The 22,609-nt window shown below is 43.1% G+C and carries 21 protein-coding genes; 13 read left to right on the top strand and 8 right to left on the bottom strand.

The features are described 5' to 3' along the window. Positions 1–28: 28 nt before the first annotated feature. The 6 genes from hupB to bolA all read right to left on the bottom strand — a co-directional run bounded on the left by hupB (position 29) and on the right by bolA (position 7,399). The gene (hupB, locus tag BA1DRAFT_RS00180) at positions 29–304 is read right to left on the bottom strand and encodes a nucleoid-associated protein HU-beta (protein ID WP_082303605.1); all 276 of its coding nucleotides are present in this window, start codon (positions 302–304) and stop codon (positions 29–31) included. Between the two features lie 228 nt (positions 305–532). Further along, positions 533–2,887, bottom strand: a complete 2,355-nt coding sequence (gene lon, locus BA1DRAFT_RS00175) for an endopeptidase La (protein ID WP_036775120.1) — start codon at positions 2,885–2,887, stop codon at positions 533–535. A gap of 207 nt (positions 2,888–3,094) precedes the next feature. Continuing rightward, positions 3,095–4,366, bottom strand: a complete 1,272-nt coding sequence (gene clpX, locus BA1DRAFT_RS00170; RefSeq protein WP_036775117.1) for an ATP-dependent protease ATP-binding subunit ClpX — start codon at positions 4,364–4,366, stop codon at positions 3,095–3,097. 137 nt (positions 4,367–4,503) lie between these two features. Beyond that, positions 4,504–5,127, bottom strand: a complete 624-nt coding sequence (gene clpP, locus BA1DRAFT_RS00165; protein WP_036775116.1) for an ATP-dependent Clp endopeptidase proteolytic subunit ClpP — start codon at positions 5,125–5,127, stop codon at positions 4,504–4,506. A 272-nt stretch (positions 5,128–5,399) separates the two neighbouring features. After that, positions 5,400–6,704: a trigger factor gene (gene tig / locus BA1DRAFT_RS00160; RefSeq protein ID WP_036775114.1), complete on the bottom strand. Its 1,305-nt coding sequence runs from the start codon at positions 6,702–6,704 to the stop codon at positions 5,400–5,402. A 380-nt stretch (positions 6,705–7,084) separates the two neighbouring features. Beyond that, a complete protein-coding gene (gene bolA / locus BA1DRAFT_RS00155; protein ID WP_036775112.1) occupies positions 7,085–7,399 on the bottom strand; it encodes a transcriptional regulator BolA in 315 nt (104 codons plus the stop codon). Positions 7,400–7,642: 243 nt separating this feature from the next. On the opposite strand from bolA, the gene BA1DRAFT_RS00150 reads away from it, so the two are divergent. From BA1DRAFT_RS00150 to BA1DRAFT_RS00110, 9 genes are all read left to right on the top strand, one after another. After that, positions 7,643–8,221 carry a lipoprotein gene (locus BA1DRAFT_RS00150; RefSeq protein ID WP_036775110.1) on the top strand — a complete coding sequence of 193 codons (579 nt, stop codon included), beginning with the start codon at positions 7,643–7,645 and terminating at the stop codon, positions 8,219–8,221. 72 nt (positions 8,222–8,293) lie between these two features. Beyond that, positions 8,294–9,781 carry a muropeptide MFS transporter AmpG gene (ampG, locus tag BA1DRAFT_RS00145; RefSeq protein ID WP_036775108.1) on the top strand — a complete coding sequence of 496 codons (1,488 nt, stop codon included), beginning with the start codon at positions 8,294–8,296 and terminating at the stop codon, positions 9,779–9,781. Positions 9,782–10,024: 243 nt separating this feature from the next. After that, positions 10,025–10,786, top strand: coding sequence for a nucleoside-specific channel-forming Tsx family protein (locus tag BA1DRAFT_RS00140; protein ID WP_036775106.1), 762 nt, complete (start codon positions 10,025–10,027; stop codon positions 10,784–10,786). A gap of 349 nt (positions 10,787–11,135) precedes the next feature. Beyond that, entirely contained in the window at positions 11,136–12,071 is a 936-nt protein-coding gene (gene cyoA, locus BA1DRAFT_RS00135; RefSeq protein WP_036775103.1) for a cytochrome o ubiquinol oxidase subunit II, read from the top strand. A gap of 4 nt (positions 12,072–12,075) precedes the next feature. After that, entirely contained in the window at positions 12,076–14,067 is a 1,992-nt protein-coding gene (gene cyoB / locus BA1DRAFT_RS00130; RefSeq protein WP_036775101.1) for a cytochrome o ubiquinol oxidase subunit I, read from the top strand. Further along, positions 14,057–14,671, top strand: coding sequence for a cytochrome o ubiquinol oxidase subunit III (locus BA1DRAFT_RS00125; protein ID WP_036775100.1), 615 nt, complete (start codon positions 14,057–14,059; stop codon positions 14,669–14,671). Before cyoB ends, BA1DRAFT_RS00125 begins: the two co-directional genes overlap by 11 nt. Next, a complete protein-coding gene (locus tag BA1DRAFT_RS00120) occupies positions 14,671–15,003 on the top strand; it encodes a cytochrome o ubiquinol oxidase subunit IV (RefSeq protein ID WP_036775099.1) in 333 nt (110 codons plus the stop codon). Before BA1DRAFT_RS00125 ends, BA1DRAFT_RS00120 begins: the two co-directional genes overlap by 1 nt. 12 nt (positions 15,004–15,015) lie before the next feature. Next, a complete protein-coding gene (cyoE, locus tag BA1DRAFT_RS00115) occupies positions 15,016–15,900 on the top strand; it encodes a heme o synthase (RefSeq protein WP_036775096.1) in 885 nt (294 codons plus the stop codon). A 153-nt stretch (positions 15,901–16,053) separates the two neighbouring features. Continuing rightward, positions 16,054–17,433, top strand: coding sequence for an MFS transporter (locus BA1DRAFT_RS00110; RefSeq protein WP_036775095.1), 1,380 nt, complete (start codon positions 16,054–16,056; stop codon positions 17,431–17,433). 123 nt (positions 17,434–17,556) lie between these two features. Here the strand turns inward: BA1DRAFT_RS00110 and BA1DRAFT_RS00105 are convergent, their stop codons facing one another. Continuing rightward, complete coding sequence (locus BA1DRAFT_RS00105) at positions 17,557–18,048, bottom strand: YajQ family cyclic di-GMP-binding protein (RefSeq protein ID WP_036775093.1); 492 nt, start codon at positions 18,046–18,048, stop codon at positions 17,557–17,559. Positions 18,049–18,182: 134 nt separating this feature from the next. Here BA1DRAFT_RS00105 and panE point away from each other — a divergent pair, with 134 nt between their 5' ends. Next, positions 18,183–19,055 (top strand): 2-dehydropantoate 2-reductase, encoded by an 873-nt coding sequence (gene panE / locus BA1DRAFT_RS00100; protein ID WP_051560606.1) that lies wholly within the window; start codon positions 18,183–18,185, stop codon positions 19,053–19,055. A 2-nt stretch (positions 19,056–19,057) separates the two neighbouring features. Further along, the gene (yajL, locus tag BA1DRAFT_RS00095; RefSeq protein ID WP_036775091.1) at positions 19,058–19,648 is read left to right on the top strand and encodes a protein deglycase YajL; all 591 of its coding nucleotides are present in this window, start codon (positions 19,058–19,060) and stop codon (positions 19,646–19,648) included. Between the two features lie 78 nt (positions 19,649–19,726). Here yajL and thiI read toward each other — a convergent pair whose 3' ends face one another. After that, a complete protein-coding gene (gene thiI / locus BA1DRAFT_RS00090) occupies positions 19,727–21,175 on the bottom strand; it encodes a tRNA uracil 4-sulfurtransferase ThiI (RefSeq protein WP_036775088.1) in 1,449 nt (482 codons plus the stop codon). Between the two features lie 197 nt (positions 21,176–21,372). On the opposite strand from thiI, the gene xseB reads away from it, so the two are divergent. Next, positions 21,373–21,651 carry an exodeoxyribonuclease VII small subunit gene (gene xseB, locus BA1DRAFT_RS00085; protein ID WP_036775087.1) on the top strand — a complete coding sequence of 93 codons (279 nt, stop codon included), beginning with the start codon at positions 21,373–21,375 and terminating at the stop codon, positions 21,649–21,651. 4 nt (positions 21,652–21,655) lie between these two features. Beyond that, positions 21,656–22,573 carry a (2E,6E)-farnesyl diphosphate synthase gene (ispA, locus tag BA1DRAFT_RS00080; RefSeq protein WP_036775086.1) on the top strand — a complete coding sequence of 306 codons (918 nt, stop codon included), beginning with the start codon at positions 21,656–21,658 and terminating at the stop codon, positions 22,571–22,573. Positions 22,574–22,609 lie beyond the last annotated feature (36 nt).

Below are 22,609 nucleotides of genomic sequence, written 5' to 3'. Positions count from 1 at the left end.
AGGACTGATAAGCAATATTCGGTTTATGTCACTCATTAACAGAGTCTTTCAAACCTTTACCTGGACGGAAAGCAGGTACTTTAGCCGCAGCAATTTTGAGCTCTTTTCCTGTTTGAGGGTTACGGCCTGTACGTGCAGAACGTTCACGAACAGCAAAAGTACCGAATCCCACCAGAGCAACATCATCGCCATCCTTCAATGCACCCGTTACAGAAGAAATAAATGCATCTACTACACGCCCTGCGGCTGCTTTAGAAATATTAGAGTCAGCAGCAATCTTGTCGATCAGTTGTGATTTATTCACTCTTATCATCCCCATATAGTTTTTACTATCGCATCAGAATCCTAACGGATAACCCGATAGCAGTGCCGTTATATCAATCCTTTCCGATATTGGCAAGAAATCATAAGACAACAAAATATTTATTAGACAGTTCATCCAAGTTAGCAATATAAAAAGGCTGGCAAGCCTGAATTCGCTTACCAGCCTATATTTCATCCATAATTATTAAGATAGTTCACTATTTTTGCACTATTGAACTGACACTAATTCTGCGCCAAACACAGGATCCTGCAATGTAATAGCCAAAACATCTTCAATACGTTTTACTGGATGGATCTGTAGATCTGCAATAATATTTTGGGGAATTTCTTCCAAATCACGTTTATTCTCTTCCGGAATTAAGACTGTTTTAATTCCGCCTCGATGAGCAGCCAGTAGCTTCTCTTTCAAGCCACCGATTGGCAGAACTAAACCACGCAATGTGATTTCACCGGTCATAGCAACATCAGCTCGAACTGGATTACCGGTCAGACAGGAGACCAATGCTGTACACATAGCGATACCCGCACTTGGGCCATCTTTCGGCGTCGCACCTTCCGGAACGTGGACGTGAATATCCCGTTTCTCATAAAAATCAGCGTTGATACCCAACTTATCAGCACGAGCACGAACAACGGTTAATGCTGCTTGAATGGATTCCTGCATAACCTCACCGAGTGAGCCAGTATAGGTTAGTTTACCTTTCCCTGGAACACACGCGGTTTCAATGGTTAGTAAATCACCACCAACTTCAGTCCATGCAAGTCCTGTGACCTGACCAATACGGTTTTCCGTATCTGCACGGCCATAATCCACACGTTGGACACCCAGATACTCTTTTAAGTTATCTGAATTGATTTCAATATGTTTTAAATTTTTATCCATTAACAATGCTTTTACCGTCTTACGGCACAGCTTAGAAATTTCTCGCTCTAAACTACGCACTCCTGCTTCACGAGTGTAATAACGGATAATCCCAATAATAGCACTGTCATCAACAGTTAATTCGCTTTTTTTCAGGGCATTACGTTCAATCTGCTTAGGCAGCAAATGACGTTTGGCAATATTCAATTTTTCATCTTCGGTATAACCGGAAAGACGAATAATCTCCATACGATCCAACAATGGTGCCGGAATATTCATAGAGTTGGATGTTGCAACAAACATGACATCTGACAGATCATAATCGACCTCCAGATAATGGTCGTTAAATGCCACGTTCTGTTCCGGGTCCAAAACTTCCAGCAAGGCAGAAGCTGGATCACCACGCATATCGGATGACATCTTATCAATCTCATCCAGCAGAAACAGAGGGTTCTTCACTCCAACTTTGGACATTTTTTGGATCAATTTGCCCGGCATAGAGCCAATATAGGTTCGGCGATGACCACGGATTTCAGCCTCATCACGAACCCCACCCAGTGCCATACGCACATATTTCCGCCCGGTCGCTCGCGCAATGGACTGACCTAAAGAGGTTTTACCCACCCCAGGAGGCCCAACCAAACATAAAATCGGCCCTTTAATTTTACTAATTCGGCTTTGTACTGCCAGGTACTCAAGGATACGCTCTTTCACACGCTCCAAACCATAATGGTCGGTATCCAAAGTTTCCTGAGCTTTAACCAAATCTTTTTTGACTTTACTTCGAGCAACCCACGGAACCTGCACCATCCAATCGATGTAACTACGGACAACCGTCGCTTCCGCCGACATAGGAGACATCATCTTCAGTTTTTGCAATTCAGCTTCGGCTTTTTCACGAGCCTCTTTGGGCATTTTTGCTGCTTCAATTTTACGCTTTAGGGTTTCATACTCATCAGGCGCATCATCCATTTCACCCAATTCTTTCTGAATCGCTTTCATCTGTTCATTCAGGTAGTACTCGCGCTGGCTTTTTTCCATTTGTTTCTTCACGCGGTTACGAATGCGTTTTTCTACCTGTAACAAATCAATTTCTGACTCCATCATTGCCATCAGATATTCAAGACGCTCAACGACATCAGACATTTCCAAAACAGTCTGTTTATCACTAAGCTTCAATGGCATATGCGCAGCAATTGTATCAGCTAATTTAGCGGCATCTTCGACACTGTGTAACGAGGTCAGAACCTCTGGCGGAATTTTCTTATTTAATTTAATGTAGCCTTCAAACTGATTAATAGCAGTCCTGATCATAACTTCTTGCTCACGCTCATCAACGAGCGGCGAGTCAAGATACTCAGCATGAGCAGAAAAATGTTCGCCATTATCAGCCAGAGTCGTAATGCGGGCACGTTTCAACCCTTCGACAAGCACTTTTACCGTGCCGTCAGGCAGTTTTAACATCTGTAAAATAGAAGCTACGGTACCAACGGAGAAAAGGTCATTAACCCCTGGCTCATCAGTTGAAGCTTCTTTTTGCGCAACCAACATGATCTGTTTGTCATGATCCATTGCTGCTTCCAGGCAGTGAATAGACTTCTCACGCCCTACAAACAATGGGATCACCATATGCGGGTAAACCACCACATCGCGCAGAGGCAATACAGGGATTTCTATGCGTTCGGAACGCTCAAGATTCATAGAGCTCTCTCTTCGTTTAGCTTTCGCCAGTTTTTAGGAATCTCGTGAAACACGGTTCTCACGAGTTTCACTCCATAGAATATAAAATATATGGGGACAGGAATTTGACATTCAATGGCATGGCACTTTAATAAAAACAAAATGAGGGTAATCCCCTCATTTTATTCAATAATATCTCGTTTAGTGAATTCTCTGCCCTAGACTCAATTATTCACCAGAAACCTGGGCATCCGGTTTGCTGTAAATCAGCAAAGGCGCAGATTGACCATTGATAACAGATTCATCTACAACAACTTTTCCAACGTTTTCCATTGATGGTAGATCATACATAGTGTCCAACAATGCGCCTTCAACAATAGAGCGTAGGCCGCGGGCCCCCGTTTTACGAACCATTGCTCTCTTAGCAATAGCAGTCAAGGCTTCACTTCTGAATTCCAAATCAACGCCTTCAAGGTTAAACAGTGCTTGATACTGCTTGGTCAACGCATTTTTAGGCTCTTTCAAAATCTGAATCAACGCTTCCTCACTCAATTCACTGAGCGTGGCAACAACAGGTAACCGCCCAATAAATTCAGGGATAAGCCCAAACTTAATGAGATCTTCCGGCTCAGCCTGTGCAAGCAATTCGCCTTCAGTCGCTTTTTCTGACTCACCTTTGACTTTCGCACCAAATCCAATACCCGTACTGGTATTTAAACGCTGGCCAATGACTTTATCCAGACCTGCAAACGCACCACCACAAATAAATAGGATTTTGGAGGTATCTACCTGTAAAAACTCCTGTTGTGGATGTTTACGCCCCCCCTGAGGAGGAACTGCCGCAATTGTACCTTCAATCAGTTTCAGCAACGCTTGCTGTACACCTTCACCTGAAACATCCCGAGTAATTGACGGGTTATCAGATTTACGTGAAATTTTGTCAATTTCATCAATGTAAACAATACCGCGTTGAGCTTTTTGTACATCGTAGTCACATTTTTGCAGTAATTTCTGAATAATGTTTTCTACGTCTTCTCCCACATATCCCGCTTCAGTCAGCGTAGTCGCATCGGCCATGGTAAAAGGAACGTCAAGATAACGAGCCAATGTTTCAGCCAATAGCGTTTTACCACTCCCTGTCGGCCCAATAAGCAGAATATTACTTTTACCTAATTCAACACCGTTACTGATATCGCCATTACGTAACCGTTTGTAATGGTTATAAACAGCAACCGCCAACACTTTTTTCGCCGTTTCCTGGCCGATAACATAATCATCCAAATGCTGACGGATTTCATGAGGCGTTGGTAATGCACTACGCTCACGATGTGGTACAAGCTCTTTAATTTCTTCGCGAATAATGTCGTTACATAAATCCACACACTCATCGCAAATATATACTGACGGGCCAGCAATCAATTTTCGCACTTCATGTTGGCTTTTCCCGCAGAAAGAGCAATACAGCAGCTTTCCTGAACCGTCTTTGCGCTTATCTGTCATCAGTCACAACCTCACTTTATCAACTGCTCCCCCAGATTCATCTGGCAAAGCAGGAAACTTCTGCTATTACCCCGAATGTCATAGCCTTACCAAGCGGTAAGCCGAATGTTTATATTATAGCTTCCGGGAATAATAAATTAATCGCGATGGGTGAAAATCTTATCAACCAATCCATACTCTACGGCTTCATCTGCCGACAAGAAACGATCACGTTCTGTATCTTTCGCGATCTCCTCAATAGGTCTTCCCGTATGTTTTGCCATTAACTCATTCATACGCGATTTTACTTTCAGTATTTCCTGAGCGTGAATTTCAATATCTGTAGCTTGTCCCTGGAAACCGCCTAATGGCTGATGGATCATAACCCGGGAATTTGGCAAACAGATACGTTTTCCCTTTGCACCAGCAGTCAACAAGAATGCTCCCATTGAACATGCCTGCCCCATACAAATAGTACTGACGTCCGGTTTAATAAACTGCATCGTATCATAGATAGACATTCCCGCCGTAATCACACCACCTGGCGAATTGATATATAAAAAAATATCTTTTTCTGGATTCTCCGCCTCAAGAAACAGCATCTGAGCTACAACCAGGTTTGCCATATGATCTTCAACCTGACCGGTCAGAAAAATAATACGTTCTTTTAATAAGCGCGAATAGATATCGTACGAACGTTCCCCACGCGCAGTCTGTTCAACTACCATCGGCACCAAAGCCATGTGAGGCGCATATTGATCCCGCTTGTCGCTATATGACATTTTCGTCTCCTAATAGAATTCATGTTGGTGCCATTCATAACCAATTCTACTTGAGATAAGCGATGATGACCATGATTCAAAGTTAACCAATCAAGGGGGAATTACCCCTGAAAAATTTTGTAATCATATACATAATATTAAAAAGGATCTGGGGTTAAACCCACTTTTTTCAAGAAAAATCTTGCCTCTTACTTATAAAAAAACCCGCAGATAAATCTGCGGGTTCATTTTAATAAGACAGCAAATTCATTATCTCATGACAAAACTAAAACTTATGCCATTTGATTCTGATTCATTAACTCATTGAAAGTGGTTTCTTTTTCAGAAACTTTTGCTTTACCCAGAAGAACTTCAACAGCTTGTTCTTCCAAAGCAATATTACGAACATTGTTCATCAATTCTTGGTTTTTACCATAGAATTCGATCACTTCTTGAGGATCTTCATAGGCAGAAGCCATTTCCTCAATTAATGTTTTAACACGCTCTTCATCAGCTTTCAGTTCATTGCTGCTGATAACTTCACCTAATAGCAGACCAACAACAACGCGACGTTTAGCTTGTTCTTCAAACAGTTCACGAGGCAGTTCCAGAGCTTGTTTTTCATTGCCGCCAAAACGCTGAGCCGACTGACGGCGCAGAACATCAATTTCGCTATCAACAACAGCGGCTGGAACGTCGATTTCGTTAGCCTTAACCAAACCTTCGATAACCTGAGATTTAATACGGTTACGGACTGCATTTTTCAGTTCACGTTCCATATTTTTACGTACTTCTGCACGCAGGCCATCAACGGTGCTATCAGCAATACCGAAACGTTTGATGAATTCTTCATTCAACTCTGGCAGTTCACGCTGTTCCACTTTTTTCAATGTGATAGCAAACTTAGCCGCTTTACCTTTCAGATTTTCAGCGTGATAATCTTCTGGGAAATTAACATCAATGGTAAATTCTTCCCCAGCTTTGTGACCAACAATGCCCTCTTCAAAACCTGGAATCATGCGGCCTTGCCCCATAGCCAGCACAAAATCAGATGCTTTACCACCTTCAAACTCTTCACCATCAACAGAGCCATTGAAGTCAACAGTGACACGATCTTCTGCGCCAACAACTTCTTCGGTTTCTTTCCAATTAGCCTGCTGCTTACGCAATGTTTCCAGCATTGCATCAACATCTTCGTCTTTTACTTCAACAACAGGTTTTTCAACTTCAATGGCTTCCAGATCTTTCAATTCAACTTCTGGATAAACTTCAAACTCTACAGAGTAAGTGAAATCTTCACCATTTTTGAATTGTTCTGGTGCATAACTTGGCGCACCTGCTGGATTAATTTTTTGCTCGATGATTGCATTAATAAAGTTACGTTGCATCAGATCACTCAGAACGTCCTGAATGACAGAAGCACCGTAACGTTGTTTAACAATGTTCATAGGCACTTTGCCTTTACGGAAACCATCGATACGAACTTTTTTTGCTACATTGACCAACTCACTACTAACTGCTTTCTCAACATCGGCAGCAGGAACGGTGATTGTCACACGACGCCCAAGGCCTTGAGTGGTTTCAACAGAAACTTGCATCTTTTTACCTCAAAAAAATCATAGTGCTCGGTCAACTCCAGAGACCATACAACCAGCACATATTTGTATGTACCAATCGCAACACTCTCTAAGAACCGGGGCGGTCGCATTTAAAAACCGAGAATCCCTGATGTCAGAAGCGTCCCGAAACCATTCTAAAAATTAGACGCGACATTATAGCGATGCAGACGGTGTGAGTCGAGAATTGCTGAAAAAAGGCCGAACTATTCATCAACTTCACAGGATAACGATTATTCAGCGGCTAAATTTACATCCAAAACGGATGCATATATAAAACATAAAAACGGCCCGAAGACCGTTTGCTAAATTTATTCTATTGTGTAAGAAAATGCCCAAAACTAAGTATCAATCAGCGGATTTCAGGCAACAATATTACCCCCGCGACATGCCGGTGACGCTAAAACAGTATCCTGTAATTCATTCCACTCTTTTTCTGTATAGGTATGCAACGCCAAAGCATGAACACCTGCGGACAATTCTGCCGATAATACGCTGTAAACAGAACGATGGCGGTTTAGCATACGTTCACCAGCAAATTTATTACTGATGATTACGACCTTAAAATGGCTTTCAGAACCTACGGGTACATTGTGACGATAACTTTCATCAATGACCTCAAGATATGAGGGATTAAATGCAGCCTGTAATTTCTCTTCTATATCCTGATACACCATATCATTCTCCTTAACCACACAGCAGTCGTACTGCCAACCATACTAATAATTTTAGTCTATTCTCCATGAGTTATAGCCCCAACGCATTAAAATATCTTTTAATCGAATCCCACATCATAAGGTTTTTATATGCGTTTACCCCATCAGGGATATGCCATGATCAAAAGGCGGTGCTATTATTGACGCAATTTATGCTATTGATAAGTATTACTGGATATCCTTATCACCGATGAGAAAATTAACATGTTGAAAAGAATCTTATTCCCACTTATTGCGCTTTTTCTTCTTGCTGGTTGTGCTGCTCCCAGCAATACCTTGACCATTGAACCTAAAATTACATTGCCAACAGCAGATCCAACAATGAGCGCGATTACCATCAGTATCAGCGGTGCCGACAATCGTCAGTCTCAGACACTTGCTCAAGTTAACCGCAATGCAAAGCTGGAAATACTGAAACCCTCCCGTGATCTGCGCTTTCTACTCCAGGAAATCCTGGAAAAACAGATGACCGCCCGTGGTTATATGATTGGCTCTCCAGCCAATGCCAATCTGCAAATTATTGTGAACAATCTATATGCAGACGTTAAAGAAGGTAGCCTGCGCCATAATATTTCAACAAAAGCCGATATTTCCATCATTAGTACAGCGCAAAACGGCAGTAAACAAGTTAAGAATTACCGCACTAGTTACAATGTACAAGGCCCTTTAGGCGCAACTAACGAAAAAATTGCTGATGCGGTCAATACTGTCTTATCAGAAGTCATAGCCGATATGGCTCAAGATCCCTCCGTCAGCAATTTCATCAAACAAAATGCTCGCTAATTAAAGGATTAATTGTTTATTAAAGGACTAATTATTTACTCTGCCCGCCAAGGGCAGGGTTTTGGGAGGCACATGTCTTATCGTTATCTCACCGTTTTTACCCAACATAACTCACGAATCCTGCTTTTACTCGGCTTTGTTTCTGGTTTACCGCTCGCATTGACTGCCAGCACCCTGCAAGCATGGATGACTGTCGAAGACATTGATCTTAAAACAATTGGCTTCTTTTCTCTTGTCGGCCAAGCATATGTTTTCAAATTTCTTTGGTCCCCTTTTATGGACCGATTTACCCTCCCTTTTCTTGGACGGCGCCGTGGTTGGCTACTTGTTACACAGTTATTACTCATAGCCAGTATCGCTGCAATGGGTTTTCTCCAACCATCTCAACATTTATGGTGGCTGGCCATACTAGCGGTAACTGTTGCTTTCTGCTCCGCATCACAGGATATCGTCTTTGATGCTTATAAAGCCGATTTATTGAGTAGCGAAGAGCGGGGTGTAGGCGCTGCCGTTTCAGTACTTGGTTATCGGTTAGCCATGTTGGTTTCAGGCGGGTTAGCACTATGGATCGCAGACCGCTATCTTGGCTGGCAACACACCTACTGGTTGATGGCTGGATTGATGTTAATTGGCATCTATGCGACGTTAAAAGCTAAAGAACCTGACATTGACGCTCCGCCACCAAAAACACTCCAGCAAGCCGCAATAGAACCATTAGCCGATTTTTTTAATCGCAATAATGCATGGCTGATACTACTGTTAATTGTCATGTACAAAATGGGAGATGCCTTTGCCGCCAGCCTAAGTACCCCATTTCTGATCCGTGGTATTGGCTTTGATGCTGGTGAAGTCGGAATGATCAACAAAACGCTAGGATTAATAGCAACTATCATTGGTGCATTATATGGTGGTTATTTAATGCAACGATGGAGTTTATTCCGCTCACTCATGATCTTTGGCATCCTTCAAGCGATTTCCAATATCGGATACTGGCTGTTATCTATTACTGACAAAAATATCTACACTATGGGTAGCGCCGTTTTTCTGGAAAATATCTGTGGCGGAATGGGAACCGCTGCATTTGTTGCCCTAATTATGGCGTTATGTCATAAATCGTTCTCTGCAACACAATTTGCTTTATTATCTGCCTTATCTGCTGTTGGACGAGTCTATGTCGGCCCAATTGCGGGTTGGTTCGTTGAATTACATGGCTGGCCAAACTTCTATCTATTCTCTATAGCGGCCTCTGTTCCAGGCTTATTACTGTTATTTGTCTGCCGCCAGACTCTGGTTTATACCCAGCGAACTAATGATTTTATGCCACGTACTGAGTTCAAAAATTTCTATCGTCTAGCGCTTGGCTTACTATCATTAGCAAGCATCTTGCTCACATTTTGGTTACTTATCATCATCACCAATGCTCTTAACTGGACTCATATACCTGATCTGGCCGAAACATTACTATCATGGGGAGTACAAATTGGTATCACAAGCATCATTCTCGGTAGCTTTCTAGATTATCTTGCATTAAGTAAGGTGCAAATTGATTTAAAAAGGTAAAAATATTTAGTTAATTTATCAAAGGTTGATCACTGTCAGCCTTTGATATTCATGCCCTCTTTCTTAAATATTTAAGTGATAGCGATCACACTTCAAATAGTCATTTGCCAAAAGTGCTATTTTCGAGTGATTATTTGATTGTTCAATATTCATATCTGCGTAGAATCAGACTACCATTTTAAGGGTTATTTAATATAGCTTTAAAACCCAAAACCTCTTTTCATGGATGCGTTAGAGAAATTTATGAGAACAACCATTCTGGCTACTGCTTTACTCACCACCGTCTCAGTTCCCGCTTATGCTGAATATCAAGGGGGCTTTGCTAATATCAGCATGAACTACCTCGACTGGACTAGCCATACCACACACAAGTCAGGGCAAACCTCTCATAAAGACGACTTTGCCTATTTGGAACTGGAAGGCGGAGCCGGCTTTGACTGGGGTGAATTATACGGGTTCTTTGATCTGGAAAATGCTTTCAACAGTCAGCATGCTGAACCAGGGGATAACCAAAGATACACTTTTAAAACAACCGGTCGCTTTTATCTGGCTGATACTGGTTTCAATCTCTATGGTCATGTTTACGGTACTTACTCTCTCCCAGGTACAGCGCACGGCGGGAACTTTCATGAGGTAAATACCCTTTATGGTATTGGCTACAACACTGATTTCGCCGGTGTCTGGTTCAAACCGTTTGTTGCGCTGCACTATGTTGACCAAACTTTCTACTCCGGTAATAACGGCTATGTTGTTGGCTGGGTTGCGGGTTACGATTTTCAGCTCTGGGAAGAAAAATTCAGCATAACTAACTGGAATGAAATAGAACTTAACCGGAATGAACGCTACGGCAACGGTGGTCGGAACGGTACCAATGGTGCAATCGCGTTATGGTGGACACCTCACCAATCCTTCACAACCGGCATTCAATATCGATATGCCGATCATAAATTAGGTGAAGACTTCTGGCAGGATGCGATTGTCTACTCCATTAAATATAATTTCTAATTATTGATTTTAATTGTGAGCTGCCAAAAGTGGCTCACAATTAATTTAATTCCTAAATAAAATGACTACGGTGGAAATTTTTAAAGCAAATTTTTTTATTTTTTTCCTTTCACCTAAAAAATATAAAATGATTCAGTACAAATTCATATTTCCGCACTATTTCGTTACAATTAAATAACCTTTTCAAGCTAACTTCTGATTAATCTTACAGTTGCATGTGATCCCAGTAACATAAAGGGTTAACAACCCCTCAACTAACTATTACAAATGTTTACACTCCAGTAGCCTTACCGTAGAATGCCCGCACTGATGAAACGACAATAGAGCTTTTGTTATTTGGGGTCGTTAGATGAGACTTATGAAATACAATAAAAGTATTGGGATATTGTCAATACTAGCGGCTACTCTTATGCTGAGTGGCTGCGATATGGTATTGATGAATCCTAAAGGCGCTATCGGCGCTGAACAAAAAACGCTGATACTTACGGCTATTGGCCTGATGCTAATCATCGTTATTCCGGTGATCATCATGGCATTCACTTTTGCCCTGCGTTACCGCGAAGCCAACAAAAGTGCTACCTATCACCCTAACTGGGCACACTCAAATAAAATTGAGCTGGTAGTATGGACCGTTCCTATCATTATCATTATTATTTTAGCAACCATTACCTGGAAAACAACCCACGAGCTTGATCCATATAAACCACTGGTCAGTGATGAAAAACCCGTGACTATTGAAGTTATCTCTCTTGATTGGAAATGGCTATTCGTTTACCCGGAGCAAGGTATCGCTACAGTTAACGAAATTGCTTTCCCTACTGGAGTTCCTATTAACTTCAAAATCACCTCTGATTCTGTGATGAACTCATTCTTCATCCCACAGTTAGGTGGTCAAATCTATGCAATGGCTGGCATGCAGACTAAACTTCACTTAATTGCCGATGAACCTGGCACTTATAAAGGTTTATCCAGTAGCTATAGTGGCCACGGCTTCTCCGGCATGAAATTTACTGCTACCGCTACCGCAGATCGTGAAGGTTTTGAACAATGGGTTCAAAAAGTGAAAGCCTCTCCCAAAACCTTGGATACCATGCAGGCATTTAACGAGTTAGCTAAACAGAGCCAGAACCATCCGGTTGAATACTTCTCAAGCGTTAAGCCTAACCTGTATCAAGACATTATTGCCAAATTTATGGGCAACATGAATATGCATGGCGGCCACGGTGCAACGACAGGTCATAACATGAATATGAGCGAAACTGCTCATGCCGGAGTTGAGGAATAAAGTAATGTTGGGAAAATTAACACTTGATGCAATCCCATTGCATGAGCCCATTGTCATGGTCACTCTTGCTGGGATTCTCTTCGCAGGGCTCGCGATTGTCGGAGCCCTGACCTATTTCCGTAAATGGAAATGGCTGTGGAGCGAGTGGTTAACCAGCGTTGACCACAAGAAAATCGGTATTATGTACATTATCGTGGCGCTGGTCATGATGCTCCGTGGCTTCGCCGATGCCATCATGATGCGTGGTCAGCAGGCTGTCGCCTCTGCGGGTGCAGAAGGTTTCCTGCCGCCGCACCACTATGACCAGATCTTTACCGCCCACGGCGTCATCATGATTTTCTTCATGGCGACACCTTTTGTTGTCGGCCTGATGAACATCGTGGTTCCACTACAGATCGGCGCTCGTGACGTAGCATTCCCATTCCTGAACTCACTGAGTTTCTGGTTCTTCGTCGTTGGCGTTGCGCTGATTAACATCTCTCTGGGTGTGGGTGAATTCGCTCAGACCGGCTGGTTAGCTTATCCTCCGCTCTCAGGTATAGAATATAGTCCGGGCGTTGGGGTCGATTATTGGATATGGAGTCTTCAAATATCCGGTATCGGTACCTTGCTGACCGGCGTTAACTTCTTTGCGACGATCCTGCGTATGCGTGCCCCTGGCATGTCCATGATGAAAATGCCTGTATTCTCTTGGGCAGCACTCTGTACTAACGTACTTATCATCGCCGCATTCCCGATTCTGACAGTTACCATTGCCCTGCTAACTTTTGACCGTTACATGGGTACCCATTTCTTCACCAATGATATGGGCGGTAACATGATGATGTATATCAACCTGATATGGGCTTGGGGTCACCCTGAAGTTTATATTCTGGTGCTGCCGGTCTTTGGTGTTTTCTCTGAAGTGACTGCGACGTTCTCGAAAAAACGACTGTTCGGCTACACTTCTCTGGTGTGGGCGACCATTGCCATCACCGTATTGTCATTTATCGTATGGCTGCACCACTTCTTTACGATGGGTTCTGGCGCGAACGTTAACGCCTTCTTCGGCATAGCCACCATGATTATCTCGATTCCGACAGGCGTTAAGATTTTCAACTGGCTGTTCACGATGTATCGAGGCCGTATTGAGTATAAAACACCGATGTTGTGGACCGTTGGCTTCATCGTCACCTTCTCTATCGGTGGTATGACCGGCGTTCTGCTAGCAGTTCCAGGCGCAAACTTCGTTCTGCATAACAGCTTGTTCCTGATTGCACACTTCCATAACGTGATCATCGGTGGTGTTGTCTTCGGTTGTTTCGCCGGTACTGCTTACTGGTTCCCGAAAGCTTTTGGTTTCACACTGAATGAAAAATGGGGTGTCCGCGCATTCTGGTTCTGGATCATCGGCTTCTTTATCGCCTTTATGCCAGTTTACGCGCTCGGCTTTATGGGAATGACCCGTCGTATTAGCCAAGATATCAACCCTGAATTCCATACTCTGCTGGTCGTCTCCGCGATTGGTGTCGCACTGATTGCCGTTGGTATCCTGTGTCAGGTCATTCAATTCTACGTGAGCATCCGTGACCGTGACCAAAACCGTGACCTGACTGGTGACCCTTGGGGCGGACGTACTTTGGAGTGGGCAACATCTTCTCCACCGCCGTTCTACAACTTCGCTGACGTTCCACATGTGCAAACCCGTGACGCATGGTGGGATATGAAAGAAAAAGGCACTGCTTATAAGCGTCCTGCACAATATGAAGAAATTCATATGCCTAAAAATGCCGGGGCGGGTGTAATCATTGCTGGCTTTAGCTTGCTGTTTGGTTTCGCCATGATTTGGCATATCTGGTGGCTGGTTATCGCAAGCTTTGCAGGCATGATTATCACTTGGATTGCAAAAAGCTTTGATGAAGATGTTGATTACTACGTACCCGTTGCTGAAGTTGAGCAAATTGAGAATCAACACCATGAACAAATTAGCAAGGCAGGTCTGAACCATGTCAACTGAAACTATGACTAACCACAATCATGCCCATGAGCATCATGGGCACCACGATGCGGGAGCCACTAAAGTATTCGGTTTCTGGGTCTACTTGATGAGTGACTGTATTCTGTTCGCATGTCTGTTTGCGACTTATGCAGTACTCGTTAACGGAACCGCGGACGGTCCATCTGGCAAAGAGATTTTCGGCCTCTCTTTTGTATTGGTTGAAACTTTCCTACTGCTATTCAGTAGTATCACTTATGGCTTTGCCATGTTGGGAATGAACAAAGGAAAAATCGGCCAGGTTAACGCCTGGCTTGGTATGACTTTCCTGTTCGGCCTTGGCTTCGTGGCGATGGAATTGTACGAATTCCATCATCTGATTGTTGAAGGCTACGGCCCTAACCGCAGTGCATTCTTGTCTGGATTCTTCGCACTGGTTGCTACTCACGGTATCCACGTTACCTGTGGTCTGGTCTGGATTATCATTATGATAATCCAAGTCACCCGCCGCGGTTTAACTGATGTCAATAAAACCCGTCTGAACTGCCTGAGCTTGTTCTGGCACTTCCTGGATGTGGTATGGATCTGTGTATTTACCGTTGTTTATCTGTTAGGAGCTATGTAATGAGTCATTCTAATACTGCTCATACTGGAGCTAGCCACGGTAGCCTGAAATCTTATCTGATCGGCTTTGTTCTTTCAGTCATCCTGACTGTGATTCCGTTCTGGATGGTAATGGATGGTTCTGCCTCCCATACGACTATCCTGACAACGGTAGTCGCTCTGGCTGTGGTGCAGATTATTGTTCATTTTATCTACTTCCTGCACATGAACACGTCGTCAGAAGAGCGCTGGAACTTAGTAGCATTGCTGTTCACCATTTTAATTATCGGTATTGTTGTTGTTGGCTCGCTATGGATTATGTACAACCTCAACATTAATATGATGGTTGATTAAAGAGCTGCATATATGATTAAGCAATACCTGCAAGTAACTAAACCAGGAATTATTTTCGGCAATTTAATTTCTGTGATCGGTGGTTTTCTACTCGCCTCGAAAGGGGTGATAGATTACCCTTTGTTCATCTCGACTCTGTTCGGCGTTTCATTAGTCGTGGCTTCTGGCTGTGTATTTAACAACTACATTGACCGTGACATCGATCGGATCATGGAAAGAACAAAAAACCGCGTCCTTGTAAAAGGACTTATTGATCCGAAAATCAGCCTGATTTATGCATCAATACTGGGTATTGCTGGCATAGTGCTGCTCTATGCAGCAGCCAATGCTTTAGCAATGCAATTAGCGATTATCGGTTTTGTCGTCTATGTAGGGGTTTATAGCCTCTATATGAAAAGGAAATCTGTTTATGGCACGTTGATCGGCAGTTTGTCCGGTGCGGCACCTCCGGTTATCGGTTATTGTGCAGTAACTGGTCAGTTTGATACGGGCGCGTTGATCCTGTTACTGATTTTCAGCCTGTGGCAAATGCCGCACTCCTATGCCATTGCTATTTTTCGTTTCAAAGATTACCAGGCAGCCAATATTCCTGTACTGCCCGTGATCAAAGGCATATCTGTGGCGAAAAACCACATTATCCTTTATATCCTGGCATTTATGATTGCAACCCTTATGTTAGCCATCAGCGGTTACGCTGGTTACAAATATTTGGTTGTTGCAGCAGCAGTGAGCGTCTGGTGGCTAGGAATGGCGTTATCCGGTTACAAAACTGATAATGACCGCATTTGGGCTCGTAAATTATTTATATTTTCCATTGTGGCAATCACTTCCCTGAGTGTCATGATGTCTATTGACCCACATGTACCCTCAGAAGCCTTCCTAACTTACGTCCGGTAATTTTCCCTGATGGCAGTGGTCCCCCCTGCCATCAGTTTCCTTCCAGCCTGTTATCTCCTCTCCTTAATACTTCAATATTATTAATTCAATTAACTATTTACCCCTTATTGAAAACCTATCTACAATGACACATCAAAATATTTCGAGGTAATCATGAACGATAATAAAATGACGCCACTTGAGCTTCGGGCGACATGGGGCCTAGGTTCAGTTTTTTCTCTGCGAATGCTAGGCTTGTTCATGGTGATTCCTGTATTAACAACCTATGGCCTGCATCTAGAAGATGCCACTAAAACACTTATTGGCATCGCCATTGGCATTTATGGTTTAACCCAAGCAATTTTACAGATCCCTGTTGGACTGCTTTCTGACAAAATTGGCGCTAAGCCCTTAATTGTTGGTGGGTTACTACTATTCGTCCTCGGCAGTATCATTGCTGCTCTCAGTGACTCTATCTGGGGCATAATAATTGGACGAGCGCTACAAGGCGCTGGAGCCATATCTGCTGCAATTATGGCGCTACTTTCTGATTTAACCCGTGAACAAAATCGAACTAAAGCGATGGCTTTTATTGGCATTAGTTTCGGAATAACTTTCGCCGCAGCCATTGTACTTGGCCCAATCCTGGCTCACGCTATTGGGTTAAACGGTCTGTTTTGGGTAATTACCATTCTGGCTGGTTGTGGCATTCTGATAACACTATTTGCTGTTCCTTCCACAGATAAACACATCCTCAACCGCGAATCAGGCATTGTTCGTCACAGTTTCAGTAAGGTTCTGGCTGATAGCCAATTGCTGAAACTCAACTTTGGCATACTCAGTTTGCACACTTTGCTAATGGCAAGTTTTGTCGCCTTTCCTTTAGTGATGCAACAAGCAGGATTCCCTAACCAACGGCTTTGGCAGGTTTACCTGATCACTATGCTAGTTTCATTTTTATCTGTTTTACCTTTCATTATTTACGCAGAAAAAAAGCGCCGCATGAAACAAGTGTTTTTACTGTGTATCACGATGCTGCTGATTGCTGAAATTGTATTGTGGGCGGCGGGGCATCACTTATGGGTAATTTTCATCGGCATACAAATTTTCTTTATTGCTTTCAATGTAATGGAAGCTATCCTGCCATCACTTATCAGTAAAGAAGCACCGGCGGGTTATAAAGGTACAGCAATGGGCATTTACTCCACCAGTCAATTTTTAGGTGTCGCTTTAGGGGGTGGACTTGGTGGTTGGTTATCTGAATTAAAAGGGGCACCGCTGGTATTTATGGCAGGTATCGTTCTGACAACCATTTGGTTGATTATCAGTACAACAATGAAGCAACCTCCTTATGTCAGCAGCATCAGAATTTCTCTGCCAGAAAATATAGTCAATAAGGCATTGTTGGAACAAAAAATTCTTGTTCAGCCCGGCGTTTGCGATGTCGTTATTATTCCGGAAGAGCATAGTGCTTACATAAAAGTAGATACAAAGCTGACAAACAGAGCACAACTTGAACAATTGATAGCTAACAATAATGACACGATAGGTTAAGTATCAAACCAGATAACTCCACTCACTCCGATTTGATATTAAGGGAAACTGGGAGCGGGGTATTCTGGTCAGGAATACCCCACTCCACATTAGGCTAGATATCTCAATCCACTAGGCAGAAAATCAATCCCGGAAATTAGTAAACTGGAATGGCTGTCCCAGCTCTGCGCCACGAACTAATGCCATTACACTTTGCAAATCATCACGAGCTTTACCCGTCACTCGCACCTGCTCACCCTGAATCTGTGCTTGCACTTTCAGTTTACTATCCTTAATCAGCTTCACGATCTTTTTCGCCGTAGGGGTATCAATCCCCTGCTTCAAAGTCGCTTCAACGCTGTAAGTCTTACCACTGTGCAACATATCATCAGGGATATTCAATGCAGCGCCATCGATACCACGTTTAGCCAACTTTTCACGTATGATATCAACCAACTGACTTACCTGAAAATCTGACTCACTAGCGATCTTGATAGATTCACTTTTTTCATTTAATTCGAAACTGGCGCTGACATTACGGAAATCCCAACGGCTAGCAAGCTCGCGCTGCGCATTTTCTACCGCGTTGCGAACTTCATGCATATCAATTTCTGAAACAATATCGAAAGATGGCATTATCCATGACCTCCTGATAATCAATAAGTTGGCATGATAACCGCTTTCCACTGTCAGCAAAAGCGCTATACTTGGATTAGCGGGATCTTATTATTTCCATCCAATATTATGGCAGCGTCTTTCAAAAGGTGTATATGAAGATAACCGTTCTTGGCTGTGGCGCTATAGGAAAACTGTGGCTAGCTGCATTATCACAACAAAAACATCAAGTACAGGGCTGGTTGAAAACCACACGATCTCATTTATCTGTTCATATTGACGAAATGAATGGGGAAGTATTCAACCAATCAATCCCAACTAATAACAGCGGCCATCTTGCTAACAGCGAATTACTGATTGTCTGCCTGAAAGCATGGCAAGTCGCTGATGCAGTCAATAATTTACTGCCCAAGCTTTCACCTAATTGCCCAATTTTATTAATACACAACGGCATGGGTACCCAAGAAGAACTACTATCAGCACCTAATCCAATACTTCTTGGCGTCACAACACATGGTGCATATCAGGATGACCAACGGGTTTATCATACCGCATCCGGGATAACCCATATTGGTTCAACAACGTCAAATGCAACTGGGTTTAGCTCTCTGGCTAATGTATTACACCGATCTTTGCCAGATGTTGCATGGCATAATGACATTCTCTCTATTAGTTGGCTGAAACTTGCCGCTAACTGTGTCGTAAATCCGCTGACTGCACTTTATGAATGCAAAAATGGAGATTTGCTTCGCTACCCGGAACAATTGAATATTTTGTGCGAAGAAATTATTCAGGTTATGCAACGAGAGAACATACATACCACCATCGACAACCTGATTGCCTATGTCTACGATGTGATAAAACTTACAGCAAAAAACTACTCTTCCATGTTGCAGGATGTCCGCGCAAAACGTCGCACTGAAATTGACTATATCACCGGTTATTTATTACGCCGGGCCCGTACACATGGTCTGGCAGCCCCTGAAAATACCCGTATCTATAACCTAGTTAAACATAAGGAAAGATGATTATGACCCCTTCAGCACTCATCTGCCTGACTCACGGTAGTGAAGAAACAGAAGCCGTTACAACTATTGATTTACTGGTACGCGCTGGTATCAGTGTCACGATCGCCAGCACCGCCAACGATGGAGAACTGATTTTAACTTGCTCCAGAGGTGTGAAACTGGTTGCTGATGTCCCTCTGGAAAAAGTTATTGATGAATCTTTCGATGCCATCATCTTACCCGGCGGTATGCAAGGTGCCGAATGTTTCCGTGATAATCCACTCGTTATCGAAAAAATCCGCAAGGCACATTATCAAGGGAAAATTATCGCGGCAATTTGTGCCGTGCCCGCTATCGTGCTTGAACACCACAACTTATTCCCTACTGGCAAAATGACCGGTTATCCCGGTTTGCAAGACAAAATTTCGTCCGATAAATGGATTGATTGCCGAGTCTGTTTTGATGATCGAGTCAATCTGTTGACCAGCCAAGGGCCAGCGACAGCTTTCGATTTTGCATTAAAACTCATTGAATTATTAAAAGGACGAGAAACAGCAGCAGAAGTGGCGACTCAACTCATATTGCCACTAGGTGTATATTCTTATCAAGATTGAAAAAATAGACAAAAGCATCTTACTTTATACGATTCGGGGTTCACGTAATAAGAACCCCGAAATGTATAACTAAAACAATTAAGGCCGATAAACTTTCACGTTATCAAAACCCTGCTCAGATAAATAGAGTGCTTGCAAACGACTCATAACTCCACGTTCACAATAGAGTAGATAAGTCTTATCTTTTGGCAAATCACCAAACTGGCTGCTCAACTTATAGAATGGCAATGATTTGATTTCCACACCATTTAACTGCAATGGCCGATCATCTTGTTCATCAGGCGAACGAATATCCAATAACACATCCGTTGGAGCGAACGCTGTCACCGTTTCAATTTCAACCACTTGCTCACTGCTTTGTTCTGCGATCTGGCGAATATCAATATTCTGAGCCTCACTGACCACTTTTTCCAGAATATTAAAATCGAAATGCACTTCTTCTGCTTCAATTTTAGCTTTAACAGCTTTTACTGTTGGGCTTTTTGAAATAACACCACAGAATTCAGGCATCATACGGGCAAAATCCTCAGTGCCAATCTCACGCGCTAACCTGATAATGTGCTCCTTATCATGAGAAATCAGCGGCCGCAGAATCAATGTATCCGACGCATTATCAATCAAACGCAAATTAGTGAGTGTCTGGCTGGAAACTTGTCCCAAAGCTTCACCGGTAACAATCGCTTGCACGCCATAACGCTCTGCAACTTTAGATGCCGCTCTTACCATCATCCGTTTAAGCACCACCCCCATTTGGCCATCATCAATTTTTTCCAAAATTTCAGCGACAACAGGTTCAAAATCCACAGCAACGAAACGGACTTTATGGGAACTACCAAAACGATTCCAAAGATAATGAGCAACCTGCTTCACACCAATTTCATGAGCGGAGCCGCCAAGATTGAAGAAGCAATAGTGAACACGGCAGCCACGGCGCATTAGCATATAGCTGGAAACACCAGAATCAAAACCCCCAGAAATCAGAGACAATACATCTTCCTGCGTTCCGATAGGAAAACCACCAATCCCTTCATAACGGGCTTTTACCAAAATCAGCACATCCTGATCAATTTCCAAATTGACGGTAACATCAGGATGATTGAGTTTTACTTTCGCAGATTCAATATGCTGGTTTAAACCACCACCGACATAACGTTCTACTTCATTAGAAGTAAATTGATGTTTACCGCGGCGTTTTACCCGCACGCAAAATGTCTTATTGTGGAGAGATTCGCCATAAGCCTCATAAGCCTGTTCAAAGATATGATGCATGTCACGAAACTCACGCTCCTCTACTTGCAAAATATGGTGAATACCGGGGATACGTGTCAACACATCACAAATTTGAGCGCCAAGGTTTTCATCTTTAGTACGAACTTCGATATTATCCCAATGGCGAACCACTGCAATATTATCTCCTAACGTTTTCAGCACATTGCGAATATTACTAGCGAGAATTTTAATAAAGCGCAAACGAACAGTTTGGCTCTTGATCGTGATTTCCGGGAATAATTTAATAATAAACTTCATAGTGAGTTATAGTAGTAGTTAGGCATTTTGATAAAAAAAACTGATGGTACGTTTTGGTTGTCAAATCAGGCCGCGGAGTATAACACTATCTCGTGGTATAGCGCGGAAAAAACACAAAATCAGTTAAGGATTTGTTTGCACCAGCATAATAAGATAGTCTGCAACCCTCAGGCGAACTCTGTAAATAGTAAAAAATTATGCCAAAGAAAAACGCAATATCAGAAAGTACAAACAGTACGCCAGAACCTGCCCCGGCAATGACATTTGAAAGCTCATTAAAAGAGCTGGAACAGATCGTCGCACGGCTGGAATCAGGTGAACTGGCACTGGAAGAAGCCCTAAGCGAGTTTGAGCGTGGTATTCAATTAGCCCGTCAAGGGCAACAGACTTTGCAACAAGCAGAACAGCGAGTTCAGATTCTGCTTAACGACGACACCCAATCTCCACTGAGTCATTTCTCCCCGGATACTGAATAAGCCTATGTCTGAACAAAATTCAACCCAATTTAAAGAACAGCTTAAAATCTGTCAACAACGAGTCAATAACGTTCTGATAAGCACACTATCTTCACTGGCATTTGCAGACAACCCGCTCGTTCACGCAATGCAACATGGTACTTTGCTCGGTGGTAAACGCCTGCGCCCATTTTTAGTTTATGCCGTTGGTGAAATGTTTGGGTTATCCGCAAATAATCTGGATGCTCCAGCAGCAGCCGTTGAATGTATCCACGCCTTTTCATTAATCCATGACGACTTACCGGCGATGGATAACGATGATTTACGCCGTGGACAACCGACCTGCCACATAAAATTTGGCGAAGCTCACGCAATTCTGGCGGGAGATGCATTACAAGCGCTGGCATTTGAAATCCTATCTAAAAGAGAAATGCCGGATGTTACAACAGCAGATCGCCTCGAAATGCTTGCTGAATTGGCAACCGCCAGTGGCGTAGCCGGTATGTGTGGCGGCCAAGCCCTAGATCTGGCAGCAGAAGGCAAACACATCGATCTCCATATGCTAGAAAAAATTCATCGCCACAAAACGGGCGCACTTATCCGTTCCGCAGTCAGAATAGGCGCATATGGTGCAGGTCAACGTGGGCATGACGTCTTGCCTGAATTGGATCAATATGCCCAAGCCATCGGGCTCGCATTCCAAGTTCAGGACGACATTCTTGATGTCATTGGCGATACCGAAATGATAGGAAAACGCCAAGGCAGTGACCAACAGCTAGGAAAAAGCACTTACCCCGCATTACTAGGGTTAGAACAAGCACAGAAAAAAGCATACGAACTGTATCAAGAAGCATTACAAGCTTTGAATAAACTGGAAGATAAATCTTATAACACAACCATGCTGCGCGCACTTGCCAGCTTTATCATTGAACGTAACAACTAAGGTCTGCCGGTAAATTTACCCACTGGCAGCGCTATT

Source organism: Photorhabdus aegyptia, assembly GCF_000612035.1.
GTDB lineage: Bacteria > Pseudomonadota > Gammaproteobacteria > Enterobacterales > Enterobacteriaceae > Photorhabdus > Photorhabdus akhurstii.
Note: the sequence above shows the minus strand (reverse complement) of the source record. Positions and strands in the feature narration are given on the sequence as shown.

Coding starts and splice junctions, on each gene's coding strand:
- cyoA (WP_036775103.1), top strand. CDS start 11,136: ATGAGACTTATGAAATACAATAAAAGTATTGGGATATTGTCAATACTA.
- BA1DRAFT_RS00140 (WP_036775106.1), top strand. CDS start 10,025: ATGAGAACAACCATTCTGGCTACTGCTTTACTCACCACCGTCTCAGTT.
- tig (WP_036775114.1), bottom strand. CDS start 6,704: ATGCAAGTTTCTGTTGAAACCACTCAAGGCCTTGGGCGTCGTGTGACA.
- lon (WP_036775120.1), bottom strand. CDS start 2,887: ATGAATCTTGAGCGTTCCGAACGCATAGAAATCCCTGTATTGCCTCTG.
- BA1DRAFT_RS00120 (WP_036775099.1), top strand. CDS start 14,671: ATGAGTCATTCTAATACTGCTCATACTGGAGCTAGCCACGGTAGCCTG.
- cyoE (WP_036775096.1), top strand. CDS start 15,016: ATGATTAAGCAATACCTGCAAGTAACTAAACCAGGAATTATTTTCGGC.
- BA1DRAFT_RS00150 (WP_036775110.1), top strand. CDS start 7,643: ATGTTGAAAAGAATCTTATTCCCACTTATTGCGCTTTTTCTTCTTGCT.
- panE (WP_051560606.1), top strand. CDS start 18,183: ATGAAGATAACCGTTCTTGGCTGTGGCGCTATAGGAAAACTGTGGCTA.
- yajL (WP_036775091.1), top strand. CDS start 19,058: ATGACCCCTTCAGCACTCATCTGCCTGACTCACGGTAGTGAAGAAACA.
- BA1DRAFT_RS00125 (WP_036775100.1), top strand. CDS start 14,057: ATGTCAACTGAAACTATGACTAACCACAATCATGCCCATGAGCATCAT.
- ispA (WP_036775086.1), top strand. CDS start 21,656: ATGTCTGAACAAAATTCAACCCAATTTAAAGAACAGCTTAAAATCTGT.
- cyoB (WP_036775101.1), top strand. CDS start 12,076: ATGTTGGGAAAATTAACACTTGATGCAATCCCATTGCATGAGCCCATT.
- BA1DRAFT_RS00105 (WP_036775093.1), bottom strand. CDS start 18,048: ATGCCATCTTTCGATATTGTTTCAGAAATTGATATGCATGAAGTTCGC.
- clpX (WP_036775117.1), bottom strand. CDS start 4,366: ATGACAGATAAGCGCAAAGACGGTTCAGGAAAGCTGCTGTATTGCTCT.
- thiI (WP_036775088.1), bottom strand. CDS start 21,175: ATGAAGTTTATTATTAAATTATTCCCGGAAATCACGATCAAGAGCCAA.
- BA1DRAFT_RS00110 (WP_036775095.1), top strand. CDS start 16,054: ATGAACGATAATAAAATGACGCCACTTGAGCTTCGGGCGACATGGGGC.
- clpP (WP_036775116.1), bottom strand. CDS start 5,127: ATGTCATATAGCGACAAGCGGGATCAATATGCGCCTCACATGGCTTTG.
- bolA (WP_036775112.1), bottom strand. CDS start 7,399: ATGGTGTATCAGGATATAGAAGAGAAATTACAGGCTGCATTTAATCCC.
- xseB (WP_036775087.1), top strand. CDS start 21,373: ATGCCAAAGAAAAACGCAATATCAGAAAGTACAAACAGTACGCCAGAA.
- ampG (WP_036775108.1), top strand. CDS start 8,294: ATGTCTTATCGTTATCTCACCGTTTTTACCCAACATAACTCACGAATC.